This window comes from Microbacterium sp. KKR3/1 (assembly GCF_021272365.1).
Lineage (GTDB): Bacteria > Actinomycetota > Actinomycetes > Actinomycetales > Microbacteriaceae > Microbacterium > Microbacterium aurugineum.
The window spans coordinates 251,708-270,382 of the sequence record NZ_JAJSDW010000003.1; the positions used below are offsets into that span (position 1 = coordinate 251,708).

The following is an 18,675-nucleotide window of genomic DNA, read 5'->3' on the forward strand; positions in this document are numbered from 1 at the left end:
CGACGACCTCGTTGGGTGCCCTCGACAGGATTCGAACCTGCGACCTGCCCTTTAGGAGAGGGCTGCTCTATCCCCTGAGCTACGAGGGCGCGCGTCAAGTCTACGTGACTCGAGAGCGCGCCCTCGGCGCCCCTGGCTAGGCGGCGAGAGCCAGGTACGGCTCCCATCGCGGGTCGCTGCGTTCGGTTCCCCGCACCGTCCAGGCCGTGCCGTGCGGGGGACGCGGCGTGAATCGCAGCTGCCAGCGCATCTCCTGCGGGGTGCGGTCGCTCTTGACGTTGTTGCAGCGCAGGCAGCAGGCGACGAGGTTCTCCCAGGAGTCCGCGCCTCCGCGCGAACGCGGCAGCACATGGTCGATCGTGGATGCGGCTTTCCCGCAGTAGCCGCACCGGTGATTGTCGCGACGGAGCACGCCACGCCGCGTGACCGGCACTCGTCTGCTCGTCGGCACCCGGACGTACCGGGCGAGGATGATGACCGCAGGACGATCGTAGACACCGTGGGTGCCCCAGACGGGGTCGTCTTCCACGCGTTCGACAACGGTCGCCTTGTCGTTCATGACGAGCACGAGGGCTCGTTTGAACGACACGATCGCGAGCGGCTCGTATCCGGCATTCAGGACCAGTGTGCGCATTCGTCATCCTCTCGATCCGCCGGGACGGCTTCCCGGCACTCTCGACTCACACGAGGTCGCGCAGGTGGCAGAGCGATCGCAGGGACGAAAAAAGGCGCCGTCTAAAGACAGCGCCTTTCGCGCACGGCAACGCCGTGGCATCCCTGCGGGCTATGCAGAAGGACGTGACGACCGAGGGCATCCATGGTTCGGATGGTCGGTATTCGCTCCATCTGCCTCTCCCCGCTGTTCGACAACGGGATCAGGCTAACCCATCTCCCTGGATGCAGGGCGAAACAGCGGGTGAATGAGGGAGAACGTGTCGGAGAATCAGCCGGCGTTGACCGACAGCCACGACATGGGCTCGACGAGTCCGCCGTTGATCCAGACCTCGAAGTGGAGGTGGTTCGCGGTCGATCGTCCGGTGCTGCCCACGTAGCCGATCAGCTGCCCCGCGGCGACCGTCTGGCCGACCTGCACCTGACGCGAGCCGTAGATCATGTGCCCGTAGGTGGTCTGCACGCGCTGCCCACCGACGACACTGTCGAGCATGATGCACACGCCGTAGCCGCCGATGCTCTCTGCCGAGGCGCGGACCACACCCGCCGCGGCCGCATAGATCGGGGTTCCAGCGGGAGCGAGCATGTCGGCACCGTTGTGGCCGCCGCCGATCGTGCGACTGACGTTCCAGGAGCCCATCGGGAGCGGGTACCGGACCTCGCCGGACCCGGGCGAAGTGAGGGCGTAACCCGCGGAGTTGAACTGAGCGGACGCAGTGGTCGCGGCGGCGGCACGAGCGGCTGCGGCCTCCTCCGCCTTCTTCTTCGCGATCTCCTCCGGAGTCGTGGCGCTGAAGGTTCCACGGCTCAACGGTGCGGCAGTGGCCTGCGAGGCGACGACGAGGGACTGCGCGTCGACCGCGGCGAGCTGTTGCAGGGTCGTCGTCGCGGCGGCTTCGGTCGGCTTCGGCGAGGCGAAGGCCGGAAGCGCGATCCCGGCGACCAGTGCACCGACGGCCCCGAAGATGGCGATGGAACGAAGTGGCTTCAGAGCCTTGCGAGCACCCGCGCGCGCGCCGGTCCGGCGGGCTGGTACTCGGTCTTCAGATGTCTTCTTCGCGGTCGGTTCGATGTCTGCGGCCAAAACGTGGTCCTCCTGGGCCCTCGCGCTTTCGGGTAGCGCTGGCTCGTCGGCACTCTGCTCTCGTGGCATGAATGTAGCTCGGGGTACTTCGTGCGTTCCTGCCGTGAAGACGACGAGCCTGGAAGGCGAATCTTCGCGGTGCGTCTCCAGCGGGCTTCTTCGCTGGCGACTCGACCGAGGTTACCGGAAGATAACGATCGTGTCACCCCAGGAACCTGACAATCATCGCAGAGGCCCAGTCGGGCGCCTTCTCCGCGCCTGGATCCCGCGGAGGATCAGGCCGGTTCGCCCACCAGGAAGATGTGCGAAGCCAGCTCGACAGGAAGCTCGAGTCCGTCGGTCTGGCCGTCCATCTGGATGAGGACGTATCCCTCGCTGAAACGGAAGTCACCGTGCGCGCCGGGCACCACGCCGGCGTCGCGGAGCTGCTCCAGCAGTTCGGGGTCGACCTGCGCGGGCTCGGCGAGACGGCGGACCGTGCCTTCGACGGGCTCCCCCGCCGCGTTCAGACGCTGCACGAGACCGATGACGCCTTCGTCGAAGGTACGAGCGGGGATGTCGCCGAGCTGGTCGAGGCCCGGAATCGGGTTGCCGTAGGGCGACTCGGTCGGGTGGCCGAGGAGCTCGACCAAGCGGCGCTCCACCTGCTCGCTCATAACGTGCTCCCACCGGCAGGCCTCTTCGTGGACGAACGCCCAGTCGAGCCCGATGACGTCCGAGAGCAGGCGCTCGGCGAGACGGTGCTTGCGCATCACGTCGACGGCCTTGCGACGCCCCGCGTCGGTGAGCTCGAGCGTGCGATCTTCGGAGACGATGACGAGACCGTCGCGCTCCATACGCCCGACCGTCTGCGAAACCGTGGGACCCGAGTGGCCCAGGCGCTCGGAGATGCGCGCGCGCAGCGGCACGATGTTCTCCTCCTCGAGTTCGAGGATGGTGCGGAGATACATCTCCGTGGTGTCGATCAGATCGGTCATGTGCAGGCCCTCCGGGGTTCTTAGGCAAGCCTACATTCCCGGACGGACATCGGACCCGTGCACGGTGCGGGAGCCCACCGCTCGCCCCCTAGAATCAAGCCATGGCGATCGAGATTCCCCGTGACCTCCTGCCCACTGACGGCCGCTTCGGCTGCGGCCCCTCGAAGGTGCGCCCCGCGCAACTCGAGGCCCTGGCCGCCTCGGGAGCCTCGATCCTGGGGACATCGCACCGCCAGGCCCCGGTGAAGAACCTCGTCGGAAGCGTGCGCGAACAGCTCGCTGCACTACTGCGCGTTCCCGAGGGATACGAGATCATCGTCGGCAACGGCGGATCCACCGCGTTCTGGGATGCCGCTGCGTTCGGACTCATCGAGCGCCGCAGCCAGAACCTCGTGTTCGGTGAGTTCGGCGGCAAGTTCGCAGCCGCCGCGGGGGCTCCGTGGCTCGAGGCTCCCGATGTCCGCAAGGCCGAGCCGGGATCGCTGACCGTCGCCGAGCCCGTGCCGGGTGTCGACGTCTACGCCTGGCCCCACAACGAGACCTCGACCGGAGTCGCGGCACCCATCGCCCGCGTCGACGCCGAGGGGGCGCTCACCGTCATCGACGCGACGAGCGCTGCCGGCGGAATCGACTTCGATGCCGCCCGGGCCGACGTGTACTACTTCGCACCGCAGAAGAACCTCGGTTCGGACGGCGGCCTCTGGTTCGCCGCCGTCTCCCCCGCCGCGATCGAACGCATCGAACGCATCGCCGCGACCGACCGGTACATCCCCGAGTTCCTCAGCCTGAAGAACGCGGTCGACAACTCGCGCCTCAACCAGACGCTCAACACCCCGGCCCTCACGACGCTGCACCTGCTCGACAGCCAGTTGCGGTGGATCCTCGACAACGGAGGACTCGCCTGGGCCGCGGCCCGCACGGCGGAGTCCTCTTCGGTGCTCTACGACTGGGCGGAAGCGTCGTCGGTCGCCACTCCGTTCGTCGCCGATGCCGCGCACCGGTCACCCGTGGTCGCGACGATCGACTTCGACGACAGCATCGACGCCGCCGCCATCGCGAAGACGCTCCGCGCCAACGGGATCGTCGACACGGAGCCCTACCGCAAGCTCGGTCGCAACCAGTTGCGCGTGGCGACGTTCGTCTCCATCGAGCCGGACGACGTGCGCCAGCTCACCCGTGCCATCGAGTACGTGCTGGAGAACCTGGGCGCCTGAGCGCCCGGGCTCACTCCTCTTCGTCGACCTCGCCGGCGTCCTCATCGAGGGCGCCGGCTTCGTCGTCCTCGGTTTCGTCGTCCTCGTCTTCGTCCGCGGCGTCGTCGTCCTCGGTCGCGTCCGCGTCGGCTTCGGCGACGGAATCGTCGAGCTCATCGATGTCGACGCCGTCGACGTCACCCGCATGCAGGATGTCCGAGACGTGGTCGCCCTCATCGAGGTCATCCTCGTCTTCGTCGAGGTCCTCGTCGAGATCGTCGTCCGCGTCGTCGTCCAGCTCGTCGTCGGGCGATACTCCGTCATCGTCCGCCGCGGCCGCTTCGGCGAGCTCGGCCTGGTGTGCGCGATACTCCGCCAGCCGCTCGGCCCAGGGCACCCACTCCGGCGCGAGGAGAGCACCTTCACCGGGGAGCAGTTCGACCTCGAGGACCGTCGGGTCCTCGTCGTCCACTCGGGCGATCGTCACCGTCCAGTACCACCCGGGGTAGCCGGCGAGACGGTTCTCGAATCGCAGCGAGACGGAGCCGTCGTCCTCGGGGAGGTAGCCGGCAGCCGGTCCGATGGAGGACGCAGGGGTGATCTCGCGCAAAGCTGCCAGCGCGAGATCGTGGGCGCCGATGAGACGGGCGTCGGCGTCAGGCTTCGAGGTCATCGGCGACCTTGCGCAGGACGGCCGCGATCTTGCGGCCGTGTCCGGAGGAGGGGTAGCGTCCGCGGCGCAGGTCTCCGCCGATGCCGTCGAGGAGCTTCACGAGGTCTTCGACGATGATCGCCATGTCGTCGGCGGGCTTGCGCTTGGCCTTCGACAGGCTGGGCGGCGCCTCGAGCACCCGCACCGAGAGGGCCTGGAGGCCACGCTTGCCGTCTGCCACGCCGAACTCCACGCGCGCACCCGCCTTCACCGCGGCACCCGCAGGCATCGCAGAGGCGTGCAGGAAGACGTCCTGGCCGTCATCGCTGGCGATGAAGCCGAAACCCTTGTCTTCGTCGTAGAACCTGACCTTGCCGGTGGGCATGGGAGAACCTCGCTGAGATCGATATGCAGAACCATTGACGCGCTGGTGCGCGTACTCCCAGCCTACCGGTCGCGGGCTTCGCCGATCCGATGGTGTCGGTGAGAGTAGGCTGAGGCGGATGAGCACGCAGAATTCCGAACCGGAGGTTCCCGTCCGCCGGCTGGATCGTTTCCTGGCGTTCACCGCGCTCGGTATCGCCGCGGCTTCCGTGGTGTGCTTCTTCGCCATCATCATCGGGACCGCTGTCGGCATGGACCAGAGCGCCTTCGGCGAGGGAGCGTGGCCGTTCATCGCGGCGATCCCCTATTGGGGCCTCCCCGTCGCCTTCCTGATGATCCTCACGCTCCTCATCATGAGCTTCGTCCGAAAGGGACGCGCTTCCACGCGTTCGTGAGGAATCGGCCATGAGCACTCACGCACGACCGCTGGCGGACTGGCTGGCAGCGGCGAGCGATGACGACCTCCGACGGCTCTTCACCGCGCGTCGGGTGCGACCGGATGCGGCCTGGCAGGACTTCTTCGACGCGGCTGAGGCGCTGCTCGACCCGGCGTCGCTGGCGAAAGTCCTCCCCGCGCTGACCGCGGCCGAGGCGAGGGCCCTCACCGACACGACATCGGGCGCTTCTGCCGGTGCCCTGCAGGAACGACTGACAGCGCTCGCTCTGCTGCGCCCCGACGGCACACCGTATCCACCCGTGACCGCCGCGATCGCGGGACGACTTTCTCCCGAGCCCGTGACGGATCGACCGGTTCCGCCCCGCTCCTCCGACGCCGCCTCGGCGCACGCGGCCGAACGCGCCTTCACGACGGTGGCCGTGCTCGCAGACCTCCTCCTCATCGCGCGGGAGCGTCCCTTCGCGCTGCTCACCGGCGGCGGTGTGAACGCGGGCGAGAAGCGTCAGCTCACCGAAGCAGGTGTACCGGGGGAACTGGTCGACACCCTGGCATCCATCGCCCTCCAGGCAGGTCTCGCCGTCTCCGCCGACCGCCGTCTTCGATCGAGCCGGTCCGCAGAGGAATGGCTGCGTTCCTCGGCCGTCGAGCGCTGGAGCGTGCTGGCACGCTCTTTTCGCGATGCCCTTCCGCGCGGAATCCGGTCCGCGGACGGCGGATGGATCCCGCCGGAGTCGTGGCTCGACGCTCACCCCTGGGACCAGGGCTGGCCGGAGCGCTCTGAGGCGCTGCACGACGCGGCCCGCCTGCTCGGCCTGATCGCCGAAGACGGCACCGAACCCGAGTGGGCTGCGGCACTGCGCAGCGGCGACGCTGCGGAAACGGACGCACTCGCAAGACTCCTTCCCGCCGAGGTCGACCGGATCTTCCTCCAGAACGACCTCACGGCCATCGCCCCCGGCCCGCTGGAACCCGCACTCGACGTGCGGCTGCGCACGATCGCCGCCCGGGAGTCCGCGGCGCAGGCTTCGTCCTACCGTTTCACTGCGGAGTCCGTCGCACACGCCTTCGCGACCGGAGAGACGGAGCAGTCGATCCTCGACTTCCTCGGCGCCCTCTCGCTCACGGGCATCCCGCAGCCGCTCAGTTACCTGATCGCGCAGACGGCGCAGCGGCACGGTCTGGTCCGCGTCTCCACGGACGAGGAGACCGGCCGCACGCGGATCGAGAGCACAGACGGACACCTCATCGACACGATGGCCGTCGACCAGTCCCTGCGGCCGCTCGCTCTCACCGCACACGTCGGATCGCTCACCACCCGGGTCGGCCGAGACACCGTGTACTGGGCGCTCACGGATGCGCGATACCCGGCGACCCTGGTCGGGCCTGACGGTGCCCTCCTCATCCGCGAGCGCCACCCGGCCCCCGCGTCCGATGCCGCACACACCGACGCGTCGGACCTGAGCCCTCTCATCGCCCGGTTGCGGTCGCACCAAGGACCGGACGCCGACGCCGCCTGGCTCGATCGCGAGCTCGAGGCCGCGGTACGGACGAAGTCCGTGCTGCAGGTGACCGTCGGCATGCCGGACGGCTCGACGCGAGAGCTTCTCCTGGAGGCGACGGGGATGGGCGGCGGACGGCTGCGCGGGCGCGATCGCGCCGCCGACGTGGAGCGCACCCTTCCCGTATCGAGCATCCGCGCTGCGACGATCGTCGCGCCGTAGGCCCCGTGCCTCGCGCGACCGGTAAACTGGTCAGCTATGTCTGATGGCCCCCTGATCGTCCAGAGCGATCGCACCGTGCTGCTCGAAGTGGCCCATGCCGACGCCGAGAGCGCCCGCCACGAACTCGCGATCTTCGCCGAGCTGGAACGCGCTCCCGAACACATCCACACGTATCGCATCACCCGGCTGGGTCTGTGGAACGCCCGTGCCGCCGGGCACACCGCGGACGACATGCTCGAGACGCTGGACCGCTGGTCGCGATTCCCGGTGCCGCCCTCCGTCTCCGTCGATCTGCGTGAGACGGTGAATCGCTACGGCCGGCTGGTCATCGAGCGTGACGACGAAGGCACCCTGATCCTGCGTTCGTCGGATCCTGCCGTCCTCGCGCAGGTGGCGAACAACAAGCGCATCCAGCCTCTGCTGATCGGTCATCCGAGCCCGGAGACGTACGTCGTCGATGCCTGGGCACGCGGACAGATCAAGCAGGAGCTGCTGAAGATCGGCTGGCCCGCCGAGGACCTCGCCGGCTATACCCCCGGCACTCCGCACGAGATCGACCTCGCCGAAGACGGCTGGGAGATCCGTCCGTACCAGCAGGATGCCGTCGATGCTTTCTCGAAGGACGGTTCGGGCGTCGTGGTGCTCCCCTGCGGTGCGGGGAAGACGATCGTCGGCGCCGGGGCGATGGCCGCGACGAAGACCACCACGCTGATCCTCGTCACCAACACGGTGTCGGCCCGGCAATGGCGCGACGAGCTGCTCAAGCGCACAAGTCTGACCCCCGAGGAGATCGGCGAGTACTCCGGCCAGGCCAAAGAGGTCAAGCCCGTCACCATTGCGACGTATCAGATCCTCACCGCGAAGCGGAAGGGCCAGTACGCGCACTTGGCATTGCTGGATGCCCTCGACTGGGGCCTCATCGTGTATGACGAGGTCCACTTGCTCCCGGCCCCCGTGTTCAAGCTCACCGCCGACCTGCAGGCCCGCCGCCGCATCGGCCTGACCGCGACCCTGGTCCGCGAGGACGGGCGCGAGGGAGACGTCTTCAGCCTGATCGGGCCCAAGCGCTTCGACGCGCCGTGGAAGCAGATCGAGGCGCAGGGGTTCATCTCCCCCGCCGCCTGCTACGAAGTGCGCGTCGACCTTCCACCGAGCGACCGGCTCGAGTACGCCGCGGCGACCGACGACGAACGCTATCGGCTCGCCGCTTCCGCGCCGGCCAAGGTGACGGCGGTGCGCGAGCTCATCGCCAAGCATGAGGGCGAGCGCATCCTCGTGATCGGCCAGTACCTCGATCAGCTCGAGTCGCTGTCGGCGGCCTTGGATGCTCCGCAGATCACCGGGGCGACGCCGGTCGACGAGCGCGAGGAGCTGTACCGGGCCTTCCGCGAGGGCGAGATCTCACTCCTGGTGGTGTCGAAGGTCGCGAACTTCTCGATCGACCTGCCGGAGGCATCCGTCGCCATCCAGGTGTCCGGCTCGTTCGGATCGCGCCAGGAAGAGGCCCAGCGACTCGGACGCCTGCTGCGCCCGAAGCAGTCCGGACACACCGCGAGCTTCTACACCCTCGTCGCCCGCGACACCATTGATCAGGACTACGCCCAGAACCGGCAGCGCTTCCTCGCCGAGCAGGGTTACAGCTACACGATCATGGACTCCGACGCCCTCGCCGCCTGATCTCGTCCGTTCGACCTCCCCGGAGGTCGAGCCGCTCAGCCGTGCAGGACGCGCGGCAGATGATGGGTCCCCTCGCGCCGGGCCGGTGCGGGCACAGGCGCCGTCGCCGTGCGCGTGACACCGAGGCGTCGCGCCCAGCGGTCGGCGAGCACCGCGTACACGACCATCGCGATCATCGAGCCGACGAGGTCCGCCACCGTCCCCGACGTGGCGTTCGCATCGACGAGGGCGACGGATCCGAGCAGGAAGATGAGCACGTTGTTGACGATGTGCAGTGAGATCGCCGCCTCGAGACCGCCGGTCCGCCAGGTCAGCCAGGCGGCGACGATCGCGAACGCCCCCACGCTCGCAGCGCCCCAGACGTCGTAGCCGTGGCCGAGGACGAACAAGGGGACGGGCAGCAGGATGGCGAAGGCCGGATGCCGGAGCCAGCTGCCGACCAGCTGCATGAGGTAGCCGCGGAAGACGTACTCCTCTGCGGCTGCCTGGAAGGGGATCAGCAGCAGCACGAGGAGGACCATGATCCACAGTCCGGGGTGCGAGAAGTCAGCGACCACGGCCTCTCCGGCGAGCGCCGACCACCCCAGCACGACGGCGAAGTACACGGCGAACACCGCGAGCGCCAGCAGGAGGCTCTTCCCGAGCCATCCCATCCGCAGTCGTGCCGTGACCGAGGACAGCAGCCCGACGCCACGGCCTTCCACGACCCGGGATGCCAGCAGCAGGGCCGGGATCATCAGGATCAAGGGGAGCACCAGCGCGATCAGCAGCCAGGGACGGTCGAGATCGAAGTACCGCACGGAGGTGAGGAGCACCATCATCTCGTCGCCCCACCCCGGGATGACCACCGCTGCGACGACCAGGGGCACCGTCAGGACGAGGAGGAGGACGACGTAGAACGCGAGGGCGACGAGCCCGGTCAGGAGCGGCCGCCACCAGCGATATCGCGGTCGCAGGTGCGCCAGGCGGTGGTACGGGATCTGCGTGGCAGGCGAGAGTGTGGGCGGGGCGGGGGCGGCGGACGCGTCCTCGTTCGAGCTCATGTCTCAATCCTGGCCTGTTCACCTGTGCCTCTCCTCCCACCCCGGAATGATGTCGTTTCCCGCGTGTGACGAGCGCGTCGGCGGCCTCCCGGGAGAGCGCGACTCCACGCCGTTCCGCACAATAGTCAGCATCCGCATGGCCGGAGTCACCATAATGGGGACATGACTGCTCCGCGCATCCTGGTCGTCGATGACGAACCCAACATCCGCGACCTGCTCTCCACGGGTCTCAGCTTCGCCGGATTCCAGGTGAAGACGGTCGCCAACGGCGCCGCCACGATCTCGGCCGTCCTCGAAGAGGAACCGGACCTGATCATCCTGGACGTCATGCTCCCCGACATGAACGGGTTCAGCGTGACCAAGCGCCTCCGCGGCGCCGGGTTCACCGCCCCGATCCTCTTCCTGACGGCGAAAGACGGCACCGACGACAAGATCGAGGGTCTCAACGCCGGCGGTGACGACTACGTCACCAAGCCGTTCAGCCTCGACGAGATCGTGGCCAGAGCGCAGGCGATCCTCCGCCGCACCATGCAGGCCGACGAGGAGTCGATCATCCGTGCCGGCGAGTTGTCGATGGACCAGGACACCCATGACGTCCACGTGGGCAAGGAGCCGATCGAGCTCAGCCCGACCGAGTTCAAGCTGTTGCGCTACCTGATGCTCAACCCGAACCGTGTGCTGTCGAAGGCGCAGATCCTCGACCACGTGTGGGAGTACGACTTCAACGGTGACGCGGGCATCGTCGAGAGCTACATCTCGTACCTTCGCCGCAAGATCGATCCCCACACCGAGGAGTCGCTGATCCAGACGAAGCGCGGCTTCGGATACATGTTGAAGGTCGGCAAGTCGGCCTGACCCCCGGGCCACCACCACTCGACGCCGCACAGCGGCGTGTTCGCCGCACCGAGGAGGACCGCATGGCGCACAAGCCCGATGCGGTCACCAGCTGGTGGCGGCGCATCAGTCTCCGGGCGAAGGTGACCGGAGTCACGGTGGCCGTTCTGGCGCTCGGGCTGCTGGTGGCAGGCATCGGAACGGTGCCGATCCTGCGCAACGCCCTCGTCGCGAACATCGATGCGCAGCTTCCCGCGCTGGTCTCCAGTGATCTCGTGGAACGGTACTTCGAGACCGCGACGGTGGACGGAACCACCACCTACACACCGCGCGAAGAGCAGCCGCGGGACTTCTCCTTCGCCATCTACGATGCGACCGGTGTGCTGCGGGCCACCGCGCGCGGCACCTCCGGCCCGTCGCCCCTCTTCCCCTCCGAGTATTCGCTCGCCAAGGCGACCGCCGATTCCGAACGCACCCCGATCGAGCTCGCAGGACCCGATGGCGAGGTCTTCCACGCCGCGGTCGCCGTGGTGGGCTCGGAGGGAAGCGGGGGCGCGCTCCGCATCCAGCTGGTCGCCCTGCCGCTCGCACCAGCGGATCGCATCGTCAGCCAGTACTTCGGCATCTACATCACGATCGCCCTGATCACGATCCTCGTCGCCGCGCTGCTCATTCGCGGCCTCGTCACCCTGACCTTCCGCAGACTCGGCCAGGTCGAAGCGACCGCCATGTCGATCGCCGCCGGCGACTTCCGGCAGCGCCTCACCGATCTCGAGCCGACGACGGAGGTCGGCCGTCTGAACGCGGCGATCAACACGATGCTCGATCGTGTCGACCGCTCGCTCGCGCAGCGCGACCGGACCGTGCAGCACATGCGACGTTTCATCGGCGACGCCAGCCATGAGTTGCGCACACCCCTCGTGAGCGTTCGCGGGTATGCGGAGCTCTATCGGATGGGCGCGATCAAGGGCGAGGAGGACACCGCCAGAGCCATGGAGCGCATCGAGAAGGAAGCGATCCGGATGGGCGTCCTCGTGGAGGACCTCCTCGCGCTGGCGCGCCTGGACGAGGAGCGGGAACCGGAGATCGTCCCGCTCGATCTGCGTCCGATCGCCCGCGACGCTGCACTCGACCTGCGCGCCGCCGCTCCTGGCCGGACGGTCACCGTGATCGACCGGACCGTCGGCGCCCCGGCCGCGACCCCTTTGCGCATCACTCCTTCCCCGCAACCGCAGGATGCCGCGTCCCCGGCTCCCCGCGGACTCTCCCGGACAGCACTCTCCCGTCTGCGTCGCCGTCCCCGTGCTCCCGAGCCGGCTCCGGCCATCGACTTCACCGAGATCCCGGACATCCCGGTGCGGACGCCTCCGATCGTGCTCGGGGAGGAGAACAAGGTGCGCCAGGTCGTCACCAACCTGCTGGGCAATGCCCGCCGCTTCTCCCCCGAGGACGGGCCGATCGAACTCATCGTCGACTCCGACCGCGTCCGCGGCACCGGGAGCATCGCGGTCGTGGATCATGGCGAAGGCATCCCGCCGCAGATCCGCGAGCAGATCTTTGAGCGATTCTGGCGCGCCGACACCTCACGGGCGAGGGAAACCGGGGGATCGGGCCTCGGCCTCGCGATCGTCGCGTCAATCATGAAGGCGCTGCACGGGGGCGTCGAGGTGTCGGAGACCCCGGGAGGCGGCGCGACCTTCACGGTCACCCTCCCCCTCGCACCGGCCCGCGCGACCCCCGCGCACCTGCTCGAGGACACGCAGCCGTTGGAACGGCTCGACCTCCCCTGACCCGCAGCCGCCACGGACGAGGGGATGATCCGTGACGCCGAGAGTTCTGCACGGCTCACGGGATCGATCGGGTTCCCCCAGATGCCGAGAACTCCCGCGACGGACACGTTTCTCGGAGCCGCCTCGCACCTAGCGTCGGAGCTTCAACGAGAAGGAGTTCCCATGTCTGTCTTCACCGTCGACACCGAAGCCGTCCACGCTGCCCACGGCGCCGTCAGAGCCACCATCGAGCGCCTGCAGAGTGAATCGGCGACGCTCATGGCGCAGCTCCGTCAACTGCAGACGTCCTGGGTCGGAAGCGCCTCCAACGCATTCCAGGGCTGTGCAGAGCAGTGGCAGGGAGCCCAGCTGCATGTGGAGCAGGTCCTCGACTCGATCGGCACCTCGCTCGGGTCGGCCGCCTCCCAGTACGCCGATGCCGACCAGTATTCGGCGAGCCTGTTCCGCTGAGACTGGTCCCCGAGAATGCAGAACGCCCCCGGCCGAAGCCGGGGGCGTTCTGTCAGGAAGGATGGATCAGAAGTCCATGCCACCCGACGGGTCAGCCATCGGAGCAGCTGCCTTCTCGGGCTTGTCGGCCACGACGACCTCGGTCGTGAGGAACAGGGCCGCGATCGATGCCGCGTTCTGCAGCGCCGAGCGGGTGACCTTGGCCGGGTCGATGATGCCGGCGCCGAACATGTCGACGTACTCGCCCGTCGCCGCGTTCAGGCCCTGGCCCGCGGGGAGCTCGGCGACCTTGTTGGCGACGACACCGGCCTCGAGACCGGCGTTCAGCGCGATCTGCTTCAGCGGAGCCTGGATGGCGACGCGGACGATGTTCGCGCCGGTCGACTCGTCGCCCGTGAGCGAGAGGGCGTCGAGCGCCTTCGTGCCGGACTGGATCAGCGCGACGCCACCACCGGGGACGATGCCCTCCTCGACGGCCGCCTTCGCGTTGCGGACGGCGTCTTCGATGCGGTGCTTGCGCTCCTTGAGCTCGACCTCGGTCGCTGCACCCGCCTTGATGACGGCGACGCCACCGGCGAGCTTGGCCAGGCGCTCCTGGAGCTTCTCGCGGTCGTAGTCGCTGTCGGTGTTCTCGATCTCGCGACGGATCTGCGTGACGCGACCCTCGATCTGGTCAGCCTCGCCGGCACCCTCGACGATCGTGGTCTCGTCCTTGGTGACGATGACCTTGCGCGCACGGCCCAACAGGTCGAGCGTGGCGTTCTCCAGTTTGAGGCCGACCTCTTCGGTGATGACCTGACCACCGGTGAGGATCGCGATGTCCTGCAGCTGTGCCTTGCGACGGTCGCCGAAGCCGGGAGCCTTGACGGCGACCGACTTGAAGATGCCCTTGAGCTTGTTCAGCACGAGCGTCGCGAGAGCCTCGCCCTCGACGTCCTCGGCGATGATGACGAGCTCCTTGCCGTCCTGGATCACCTTGTCGACGATGGGCAGGAGGTCCTTGATGTTGGAGACCTTCTGGTTCGCGATGAGGATGTACGGGTCCTCGAAGACAGCCTCCTGGCGCTCCGGGTCCGTGACGAAGTACGGGTTCAGGTAGCCCTTGTCGAAGCGCATACCCTCGGTGAGCTCGAGCTCGGTGCCGAACGTCTGCGACTCCTCGACGGTGACGACGCCCTCCTTGCCGACCTTGTCGATCGCCTCGGCGATGAGCTCGCCGATCGCGGGGTCCGCAGCGGAGATGGAAGCCGTGGCCGCGATCTGCTCCTTCGAGTCGATCTCCTTGGCGGTCGAGAGCAGCTCCTCGGTGATCGCTGCGACGGCCTTCTCGATGCCGCGCTTGAGCGAGATGGGGTCGGCGCCGGCCGCGACGTTGCGCAGACCTTCACGGACCAGAGCCTGAGCGAGGACCGTGGCGGTGGTGGTGCCGTCACCCGCGACGTCGTCGGTCTTCTTGGCGACCTCCTTGACGAGCTCCGCGCCGATCTTCTCGTACGGGTCGTCCAGCTCGATCTCCTTGGCGATGGAGACACCGTCGTTCGTGATCGTGGGGGCGCCCCACTTCTTCTCGAGGACGACGTTGCGACCGCGCGGGCCGAGGGTCACCTTGACCGCGTCGGCGAGGATGTTCAGGCCGCGCTCGAGGCCGCGGCGGGCCTCCTCATCGAAAGCAATGATCTTTGCCATGAGTTTTTTCGTCCCTCCTGGACGTAGACGTTGGGTTTAGCACTCAGAGTGAGAGAGTGCTAACGCCATTCTGGCACTCGACACCCTCGAGTGCAAGCCGCCGGGCGCGGGTCGCCTCCGGAGGTCAGGAGGCGGGCTCGTCGGCGGGTGTCTCCGGCGCGGAGGGCGACCGATCGAGACCGATCACCACGGTGAACTGCTTCTCCCCGTCTTCGGTCTGACCGGAGTAGTAGTCGCTCTGCTGGACCTGTGCGCCACCGAGGAGGTTGGCCAATCCGATCGCGGCCTCCTCATCCTCTTCGTTGACGTAGAAGACGGTCGTCTCGGCGAAATCCTGGCTGGAGCTGTCGCCGGCGAAGACGTCGTCGGCCGCCCAGCCGTTGTTGATCAGGGTGTCGCGCATCTGCGTGTCGAGCCCCTCGTCCGGCGTCCCGTTCAGGACCATCACGGAGATGGTCGGGTCGACGATCCCCGTGTCGACCGGCGACGGGACCGCCGACGGCGCGGCCTCGGGGAACAGCGAGACCCGGCCCATCACGACGAGCGAGCCGAAGATGCCGGCGATGATGAGGATGAGCGCGGCGACGAAAGACCACAGCAGCACGACCCAGCCGTTCATGCCGGGAGCTTCGGCGCGGTGCGCTCCCACGCGTCCGGAGGAACGGGGAACGTCATCGAAACGATCGCGGGAGGGCTTTGACACCCCTCGATGCTAGCGGCAGGTTCCTGTCAATCGGTTCTGCGGCGAGGCGACGACGCCCCCGCGATTCGGGCAGGACCGCTCAGCCGACGAAACCGGGGGTGCGTGCGCGACGCCGTGCCGCTCGCGAATCGCGGAGTCGACGGAGCCTGCGCACCAGCATCGGGTCGTATTCCAGCGCGACCTCCGAATCGATCAGACGTCCGAGGAGCTGGTAGTAGCGTGCGGCGCTCATCCCCAGCTGCGTGCGGATGACCTCTTCTTTCGCCCCGTCATGCCGGGGCCAGGTCCCTTCCAGGGCGAGGATCGCGCGATCGCGCTCCGTGAGGTCTCCGATCATGGGTACAGGTTAGGACGCGTTCGCAGGCAGAGCCGCTCGCCACTCCCACCAGCGCCCGAGCGGATCCGCGGCAGCGCGCACTCGACCGTCCAGCGCGACCACGAAACCCGGCCAGTCGTCTGCATCGATGGGCGGCTCCCAGACGTCGAGCACACCCGGCGGATCGATCGTGATCCAGCGCGCGTCCAGGCCGTGGATGGTCGCGACGAGCGCGTTCCGGGACGCCCGCGGGATGTGCACGAGCACCCCCGGCGTCGTGATGACGAGGGTGGCGTCGTGCGGGGCGGACGCGGCGAGCGCCTCGATGGACGCCAGCGCATCTCCGGCGACGAGCTTCGGAGGATCGGCCGCGACGATGTCGAGGGCGGCGGCGATGCGCTCATCGCGCCCCGTCTCGCCGGGCCACACGAGCCCCCGCAGCCAGCGACGGTCACGCTCGTCCCCCGCGTCGAGCGGAGCCAGGTCGATTCCGGCACGCCAGACCACCTCCGGTACCCGCAGGGGCGGCAGGGGCCCGGACACGCGGGTCTCCAGCACGACCGAGGACGGTCCGTCCACCGGATCCAGTGCGACACGCACCTCCCCGTGCTCATCGGCGACGCGATACGAATACCGATCCGGATAGAGACAGAGCCCGGCTGCCGCGCCGACCTCGAGCAATGCCACCGGGCCGGGTATCTCGGAGAGCACGGGAAGGAGGGCGGCGAGTCGAAGCGGCTCGTTGGTCTGCAGCGACCGGCGGGCGCACTCGGCGACGATGGCATCCGCATGCTGCAGCACGAAGCGCCGCCACTGCGGGTATGCGGCCAGCGGTACGCCGAGCATCCGGGTGACGGCGAACACCAGCGGCGGCTGCCTCCTCGTCTCCGGGATCCGGCGGAGGACCGCACGCACCGCATCGTCCTCCGCGACGCCGCTCGCCCATTCGACGTAGAGGGCGCTGCGACCCGGCGCCTCGTCACGAGCGAAGCGCGCATACCGCTCCTGGACAGCATCCGTCATCCGTCCATTCTGACGCGAAGCACCCGAGAGGCCGTTGCAGGAGGGAGAATGGAGGCGACTCAGGAGGACACATGTCGTACAGCGTGGACAAGACCGAAGACGAATGGCGCGAGGAGCTCGGCGATGAGCGATACGCCGTGCTGAGGAAGGCCGCCACCGAGCGCGCGTGGACGGGAGAGCTTCTCGACGAGGAACGCGCGGGTCTCTACACCTGCGGCGCCTGCAACGCCGAGCTGTTCAAGAGCGGGACCAAGTTCGACTCCGGCTGCGGCTGGCCGAGCTTCTACGAGTCGATCCGCCCCGATGCGGTGGAGCTCCTCGAGGACGACAGCCTGGGCATGGTGCGCACAGAAGTCCGCTGCGCCAACTGCGGCTCGCACCTCGGCCACGTGTTCCCCGACGGGTTCGGCACGCCGACCGGCGACCGCTACTGCATGAACTCGATCGCGATGAACTTCACCCCCGACGCCTCGTGAGCGCCCTGGACGCCGTTCGCGCGCGTCAATCTTGGTCGAAGGTGGAAGACACGGCCCCCGGCCGCGAGGAGTTGCTGACCTTCGTGGCCGCCGCCGGTCGCGTCGCCGATCATTCCTCATTGCGCCCGTGGCGGCTCATCGAGCTCCGGGGCGCGGACCGCGAAGTCCTCGGCGCCGCCATCGCGAAAGCCCAGGGCGACTCCTCCCCCTCCACCAAGCCGCTGAGAGCTCCGCTGCTGATCGCCGTCGTCGCGAGCTACCGCAAGAGCGAGAAGGTGCCGCGCTGGGAGCAGGAGGCCGTCGCGTCCGGCGTCGCGCACATGCTGAGTCTGCTGCTCGATGAGGCCGGGTGGGGCGTGATCTGGCGCACCGGTCACTACACCCGCGCCAAAGCAGTGGCGAAGGCTCACGGCCTCGGCAAAGACGAAGAACTTCTGGGGTGGCTCTACGTCGGCGGTAAGCCGGAGGGCAAGAAGGCGGGACGCCGCAAGATGGTCGATGCGCGGAAGCTGCTCACGCGCATGCCTGCGCCCGGGTCGGCTTCCCCGAAGAAGTCGAGCAAGAAGAAGAGGGCCGAGAAGAAGAAGTAGCGCGTCAGCGGCGCCACAGCCGCGGGACCGCGACGAGTACCGATGCGACCGCGACGGTGACCATCGCGATGACCTGCCAGAGGGCGGGCCCCGCCGCAGCCGGCCAGATCAGGTCTATCGCGACCGAGGTCAGAAGCTGCCCGAGCACGGACCCCAGCCCCATCAGGAGCACTCCGGTGTGCCCGACGATGAACGCCCCGAGGAGGATGTAGCCGGCACCGAGGAACCCGCCCAGATACAGCCACGGCTCGGCGGGGAGGGCATCGGGCATTCCCCGGAACGCGATGCTCGCTCCGGCCGCGAGCATCAGCACGACCGTTCCCGTGATGAAACTCATCAGGGTCGCCGCAAGCGGCGAGCGCACGCGCTGAGCGAGGCGTCCGTTGGTGGCCGCCTGCCACGCGATGCCGACGCCCGCGGCGAACGGCAGCAGCAGCATCCACAGCGGAGCGGCGGCGAGCACGTCCCCGGACAGGGAGATTCCGACGGCGGCGAGCGCGAGCACCCCACCGGCGACGCGCCCCGGCGTGACCGCCACGACACCGGCCGGCCCGAAGCCGATCCGATCGAGCACGAGTCCGTGCAGCGTCTGGCCCGCGACGACACCGACGCTGAACAGGGAGACCCCCAGCACGCCGGCCGTCAGCCCCTGCGTCGAAACCGTGAGCGCTCCGCACGCGCCGCCCAGCAGCATCCAGAACGGGATGGTGTTCTCACGGATCCCGCGCCACAGACGCCCGACACCACGACGGGCCGACGGGATGCAGGAGATCACCGCGACGAGGGCCAGCAGGCCCACCGAGAACGAGAGCAGTCCCGCGACGATGCCGTCATCGACGCGCACCCCGAGCACACCATTGATCCGCGCCTGGACGGCTGTCATGACCCCGATCGCGACAGCTCCGCCAAGTGCCAGCGGAGCGGGGAGGCGGCGGGGTTCTGGCACCCATCGACCCTACCCGAGCACGCGCGCCTCGCCCGGTCGCGAGCGCGATGTCGGAGCCCGG

At 68.4% G+C, this 18,675-nt stretch carries 20 protein-coding genes and 1 tRNA gene; 9 read left to right on the forward strand and 12 right to left on the reverse strand.

All coding sequences use genetic code 11. The features are described 5' to 3' along the window. Positions 1-16: 16 nt before the first annotated feature. The 4 genes from LVJ59_RS16075 to LVJ59_RS16090 all read right to left on the reverse strand — a co-directional run bounded on the left by LVJ59_RS16075 (position 17) and on the right by LVJ59_RS16090 (position 2,733). Positions 17-89: transfer RNA gene (locus LVJ59_RS16075), tRNA-Arg, on the reverse strand. Between the two features lie 47 nt (positions 90-136). Beyond that, positions 137-634: an HNH endonuclease gene (locus LVJ59_RS16080; RefSeq protein ID WP_134351903.1), complete on the reverse strand. Its 498-nt coding sequence runs from the start codon at positions 632-634 to the stop codon at positions 137-139. A gap of 309 nt (positions 635-943) precedes the next feature. After that, positions 944-1,756: a M23 family metallopeptidase gene (locus LVJ59_RS16085; protein WP_232763773.1), complete on the reverse strand. Its 813-nt coding sequence runs from the start codon at positions 1,754-1,756 to the stop codon at positions 944-946. A 275-nt stretch (positions 1,757-2,031) separates the two neighbouring features. Beyond that, entirely contained in the window at positions 2,032-2,733 is a 702-nt protein-coding gene (locus tag LVJ59_RS16090) for a metal-dependent transcriptional regulator (protein ID WP_047522511.1), read from the reverse strand. A 101-nt stretch (positions 2,734-2,834) separates the two neighbouring features. Between LVJ59_RS16090 and serC the strand changes: the two genes are divergently transcribed. Continuing rightward, positions 2,835-3,947, forward strand: coding sequence for a phosphoserine transaminase (gene serC / locus LVJ59_RS16095; RefSeq protein WP_232763774.1), 1,113 nt, complete (start codon positions 2,835-2,837; stop codon positions 3,945-3,947). A 10-nt stretch (positions 3,948-3,957) separates the two neighbouring features. On the opposite strand, the gene LVJ59_RS16100 is transcribed toward serC, so the two are convergent. Further along, entirely contained in the window at positions 3,958-4,599 is a 642-nt protein-coding gene (locus LVJ59_RS16100) for a DUF3027 domain-containing protein (protein ID WP_232763775.1), read from the reverse strand. Next, entirely contained in the window at positions 4,583-4,963 is a 381-nt protein-coding gene (locus tag LVJ59_RS16105; protein WP_047522525.1) for a cold-shock protein, read from the reverse strand. The genes LVJ59_RS16100 and LVJ59_RS16105 overlap by 17 nt, the downstream gene beginning before the upstream one ends. A 118-nt stretch (positions 4,964-5,081) precedes the next feature. Here LVJ59_RS16105 and LVJ59_RS16110 point away from each other — a divergent pair, with 118 nt between their 5' ends. The 3 genes from LVJ59_RS16110 to LVJ59_RS16120 are packed head-to-tail and all read left to right on the forward strand — an operon-like array spanning position 5,082 to position 8,757. Beyond that, a complete protein-coding gene (locus tag LVJ59_RS16110; RefSeq protein WP_047522527.1) occupies positions 5,082-5,357 on the forward strand; it encodes a hypothetical protein in 276 nt (91 codons plus the stop codon). 10 nt (positions 5,358-5,367) lie between these two features. Beyond that, entirely contained in the window at positions 5,368-7,080 is a 1,713-nt protein-coding gene (locus LVJ59_RS16115; RefSeq protein ID WP_232763776.1) for a helicase-associated domain-containing protein, read from the forward strand. Positions 7,081-7,116: 36 nt separating this feature from the next. Next, on the forward strand, positions 7,117-8,757 hold the full coding sequence (locus tag LVJ59_RS16120; RefSeq protein WP_047522531.1) for a DNA repair helicase XPB: 1,641 nt from the start codon (positions 7,117-7,119) through the stop codon (positions 8,755-8,757). Positions 8,758-8,792: 35 nt separating this feature from the next. Here the strand turns inward: LVJ59_RS16120 and LVJ59_RS16125 are convergent, their stop codons facing one another. Then, positions 8,793-9,800 (reverse strand): CPBP family intramembrane glutamic endopeptidase, encoded by a 1,008-nt coding sequence (locus LVJ59_RS16125; protein WP_232763777.1) that lies wholly within the window; start codon positions 9,798-9,800, stop codon positions 8,793-8,795. Between the two features lie 162 nt (positions 9,801-9,962). Between LVJ59_RS16125 and LVJ59_RS16130 the strand changes: the two genes are divergently transcribed. The 3 genes from LVJ59_RS16130 to LVJ59_RS16140 all read left to right on the forward strand — a co-directional run bounded on the left by LVJ59_RS16130 (position 9,963) and on the right by LVJ59_RS16140 (position 12,874). Further along, the gene (locus tag LVJ59_RS16130; protein WP_047522533.1) at positions 9,963-10,655 is read left to right on the forward strand and encodes a response regulator transcription factor; all 693 of its coding nucleotides are present in this window, start codon (positions 9,963-9,965) and stop codon (positions 10,653-10,655) included. 62 nt (positions 10,656-10,717) lie between these two features. Further along, positions 10,718-12,424: a cell wall metabolism sensor histidine kinase WalK gene (locus LVJ59_RS16135; protein WP_232763778.1), complete on the forward strand. Its 1,707-nt coding sequence runs from the start codon at positions 10,718-10,720 to the stop codon at positions 12,422-12,424. A 162-nt stretch (positions 12,425-12,586) separates the two neighbouring features. Beyond that, a complete protein-coding gene (locus LVJ59_RS16140; RefSeq protein ID WP_131491493.1) occupies positions 12,587-12,874 on the forward strand; it encodes a WXG100 family type VII secretion target in 288 nt (95 codons plus the stop codon). A 66-nt stretch (positions 12,875-12,940) separates the two neighbouring features. Here LVJ59_RS16140 and groL read toward each other — a convergent pair whose 3' ends face one another. The 4 genes from groL to LVJ59_RS16160 all read right to left on the reverse strand — a co-directional run bounded on the left by groL (position 12,941) and on the right by LVJ59_RS16160 (position 16,602). Beyond that, positions 12,941-14,560: a chaperonin GroEL gene (groL, locus tag LVJ59_RS16145; RefSeq protein WP_047521477.1), complete on the reverse strand. Its 1,620-nt coding sequence runs from the start codon at positions 14,558-14,560 to the stop codon at positions 12,941-12,943. Positions 14,561-14,684: 124 nt separating this feature from the next. Beyond that, on the reverse strand, positions 14,685-15,263 hold the full coding sequence (locus LVJ59_RS16150) for a LytR C-terminal domain-containing protein (RefSeq protein WP_232763779.1): 579 nt from the start codon (positions 15,261-15,263) through the stop codon (positions 14,685-14,687). A 79-nt stretch (positions 15,264-15,342) separates the two neighbouring features. Further along, positions 15,343-15,600: a DUF3263 domain-containing protein gene (locus LVJ59_RS16155; RefSeq protein ID WP_047521479.1), complete on the reverse strand. Its 258-nt coding sequence runs from the start codon at positions 15,598-15,600 to the stop codon at positions 15,343-15,345. 9 nt (positions 15,601-15,609) lie between these two features. Next, the gene (locus tag LVJ59_RS16160) at positions 15,610-16,602 is read right to left on the reverse strand and encodes a DUF2332 domain-containing protein (protein ID WP_232763780.1); all 993 of its coding nucleotides are present in this window, start codon (positions 16,600-16,602) and stop codon (positions 15,610-15,612) included. Between the two features lie 71 nt (positions 16,603-16,673). Between LVJ59_RS16160 and msrB the strand changes: the two genes are divergently transcribed. After that, positions 16,674-17,078: a peptide-methionine (R)-S-oxide reductase MsrB gene (gene msrB, locus LVJ59_RS16165; protein ID WP_047521486.1), complete on the forward strand. Its 405-nt coding sequence runs from the start codon at positions 16,674-16,676 to the stop codon at positions 17,076-17,078. After that, a complete protein-coding gene (locus LVJ59_RS16170) occupies positions 17,075-17,668 on the forward strand; it encodes a nitroreductase family protein (protein WP_232763781.1) in 594 nt (197 codons plus the stop codon). Before msrB ends, LVJ59_RS16170 begins: the two co-directional genes overlap by 4 nt. A 4-nt stretch (positions 17,669-17,672) precedes the next feature. On the opposite strand, the gene LVJ59_RS16175 is transcribed toward LVJ59_RS16170, so the two are convergent. Then, positions 17,673-18,584 (reverse strand): DMT family transporter, encoded by a 912-nt coding sequence (locus LVJ59_RS16175; RefSeq protein WP_232763837.1) that lies wholly within the window; start codon positions 18,582-18,584, stop codon positions 17,673-17,675. Between the last annotated feature and the right edge of the window lie 91 nt (positions 18,585-18,675).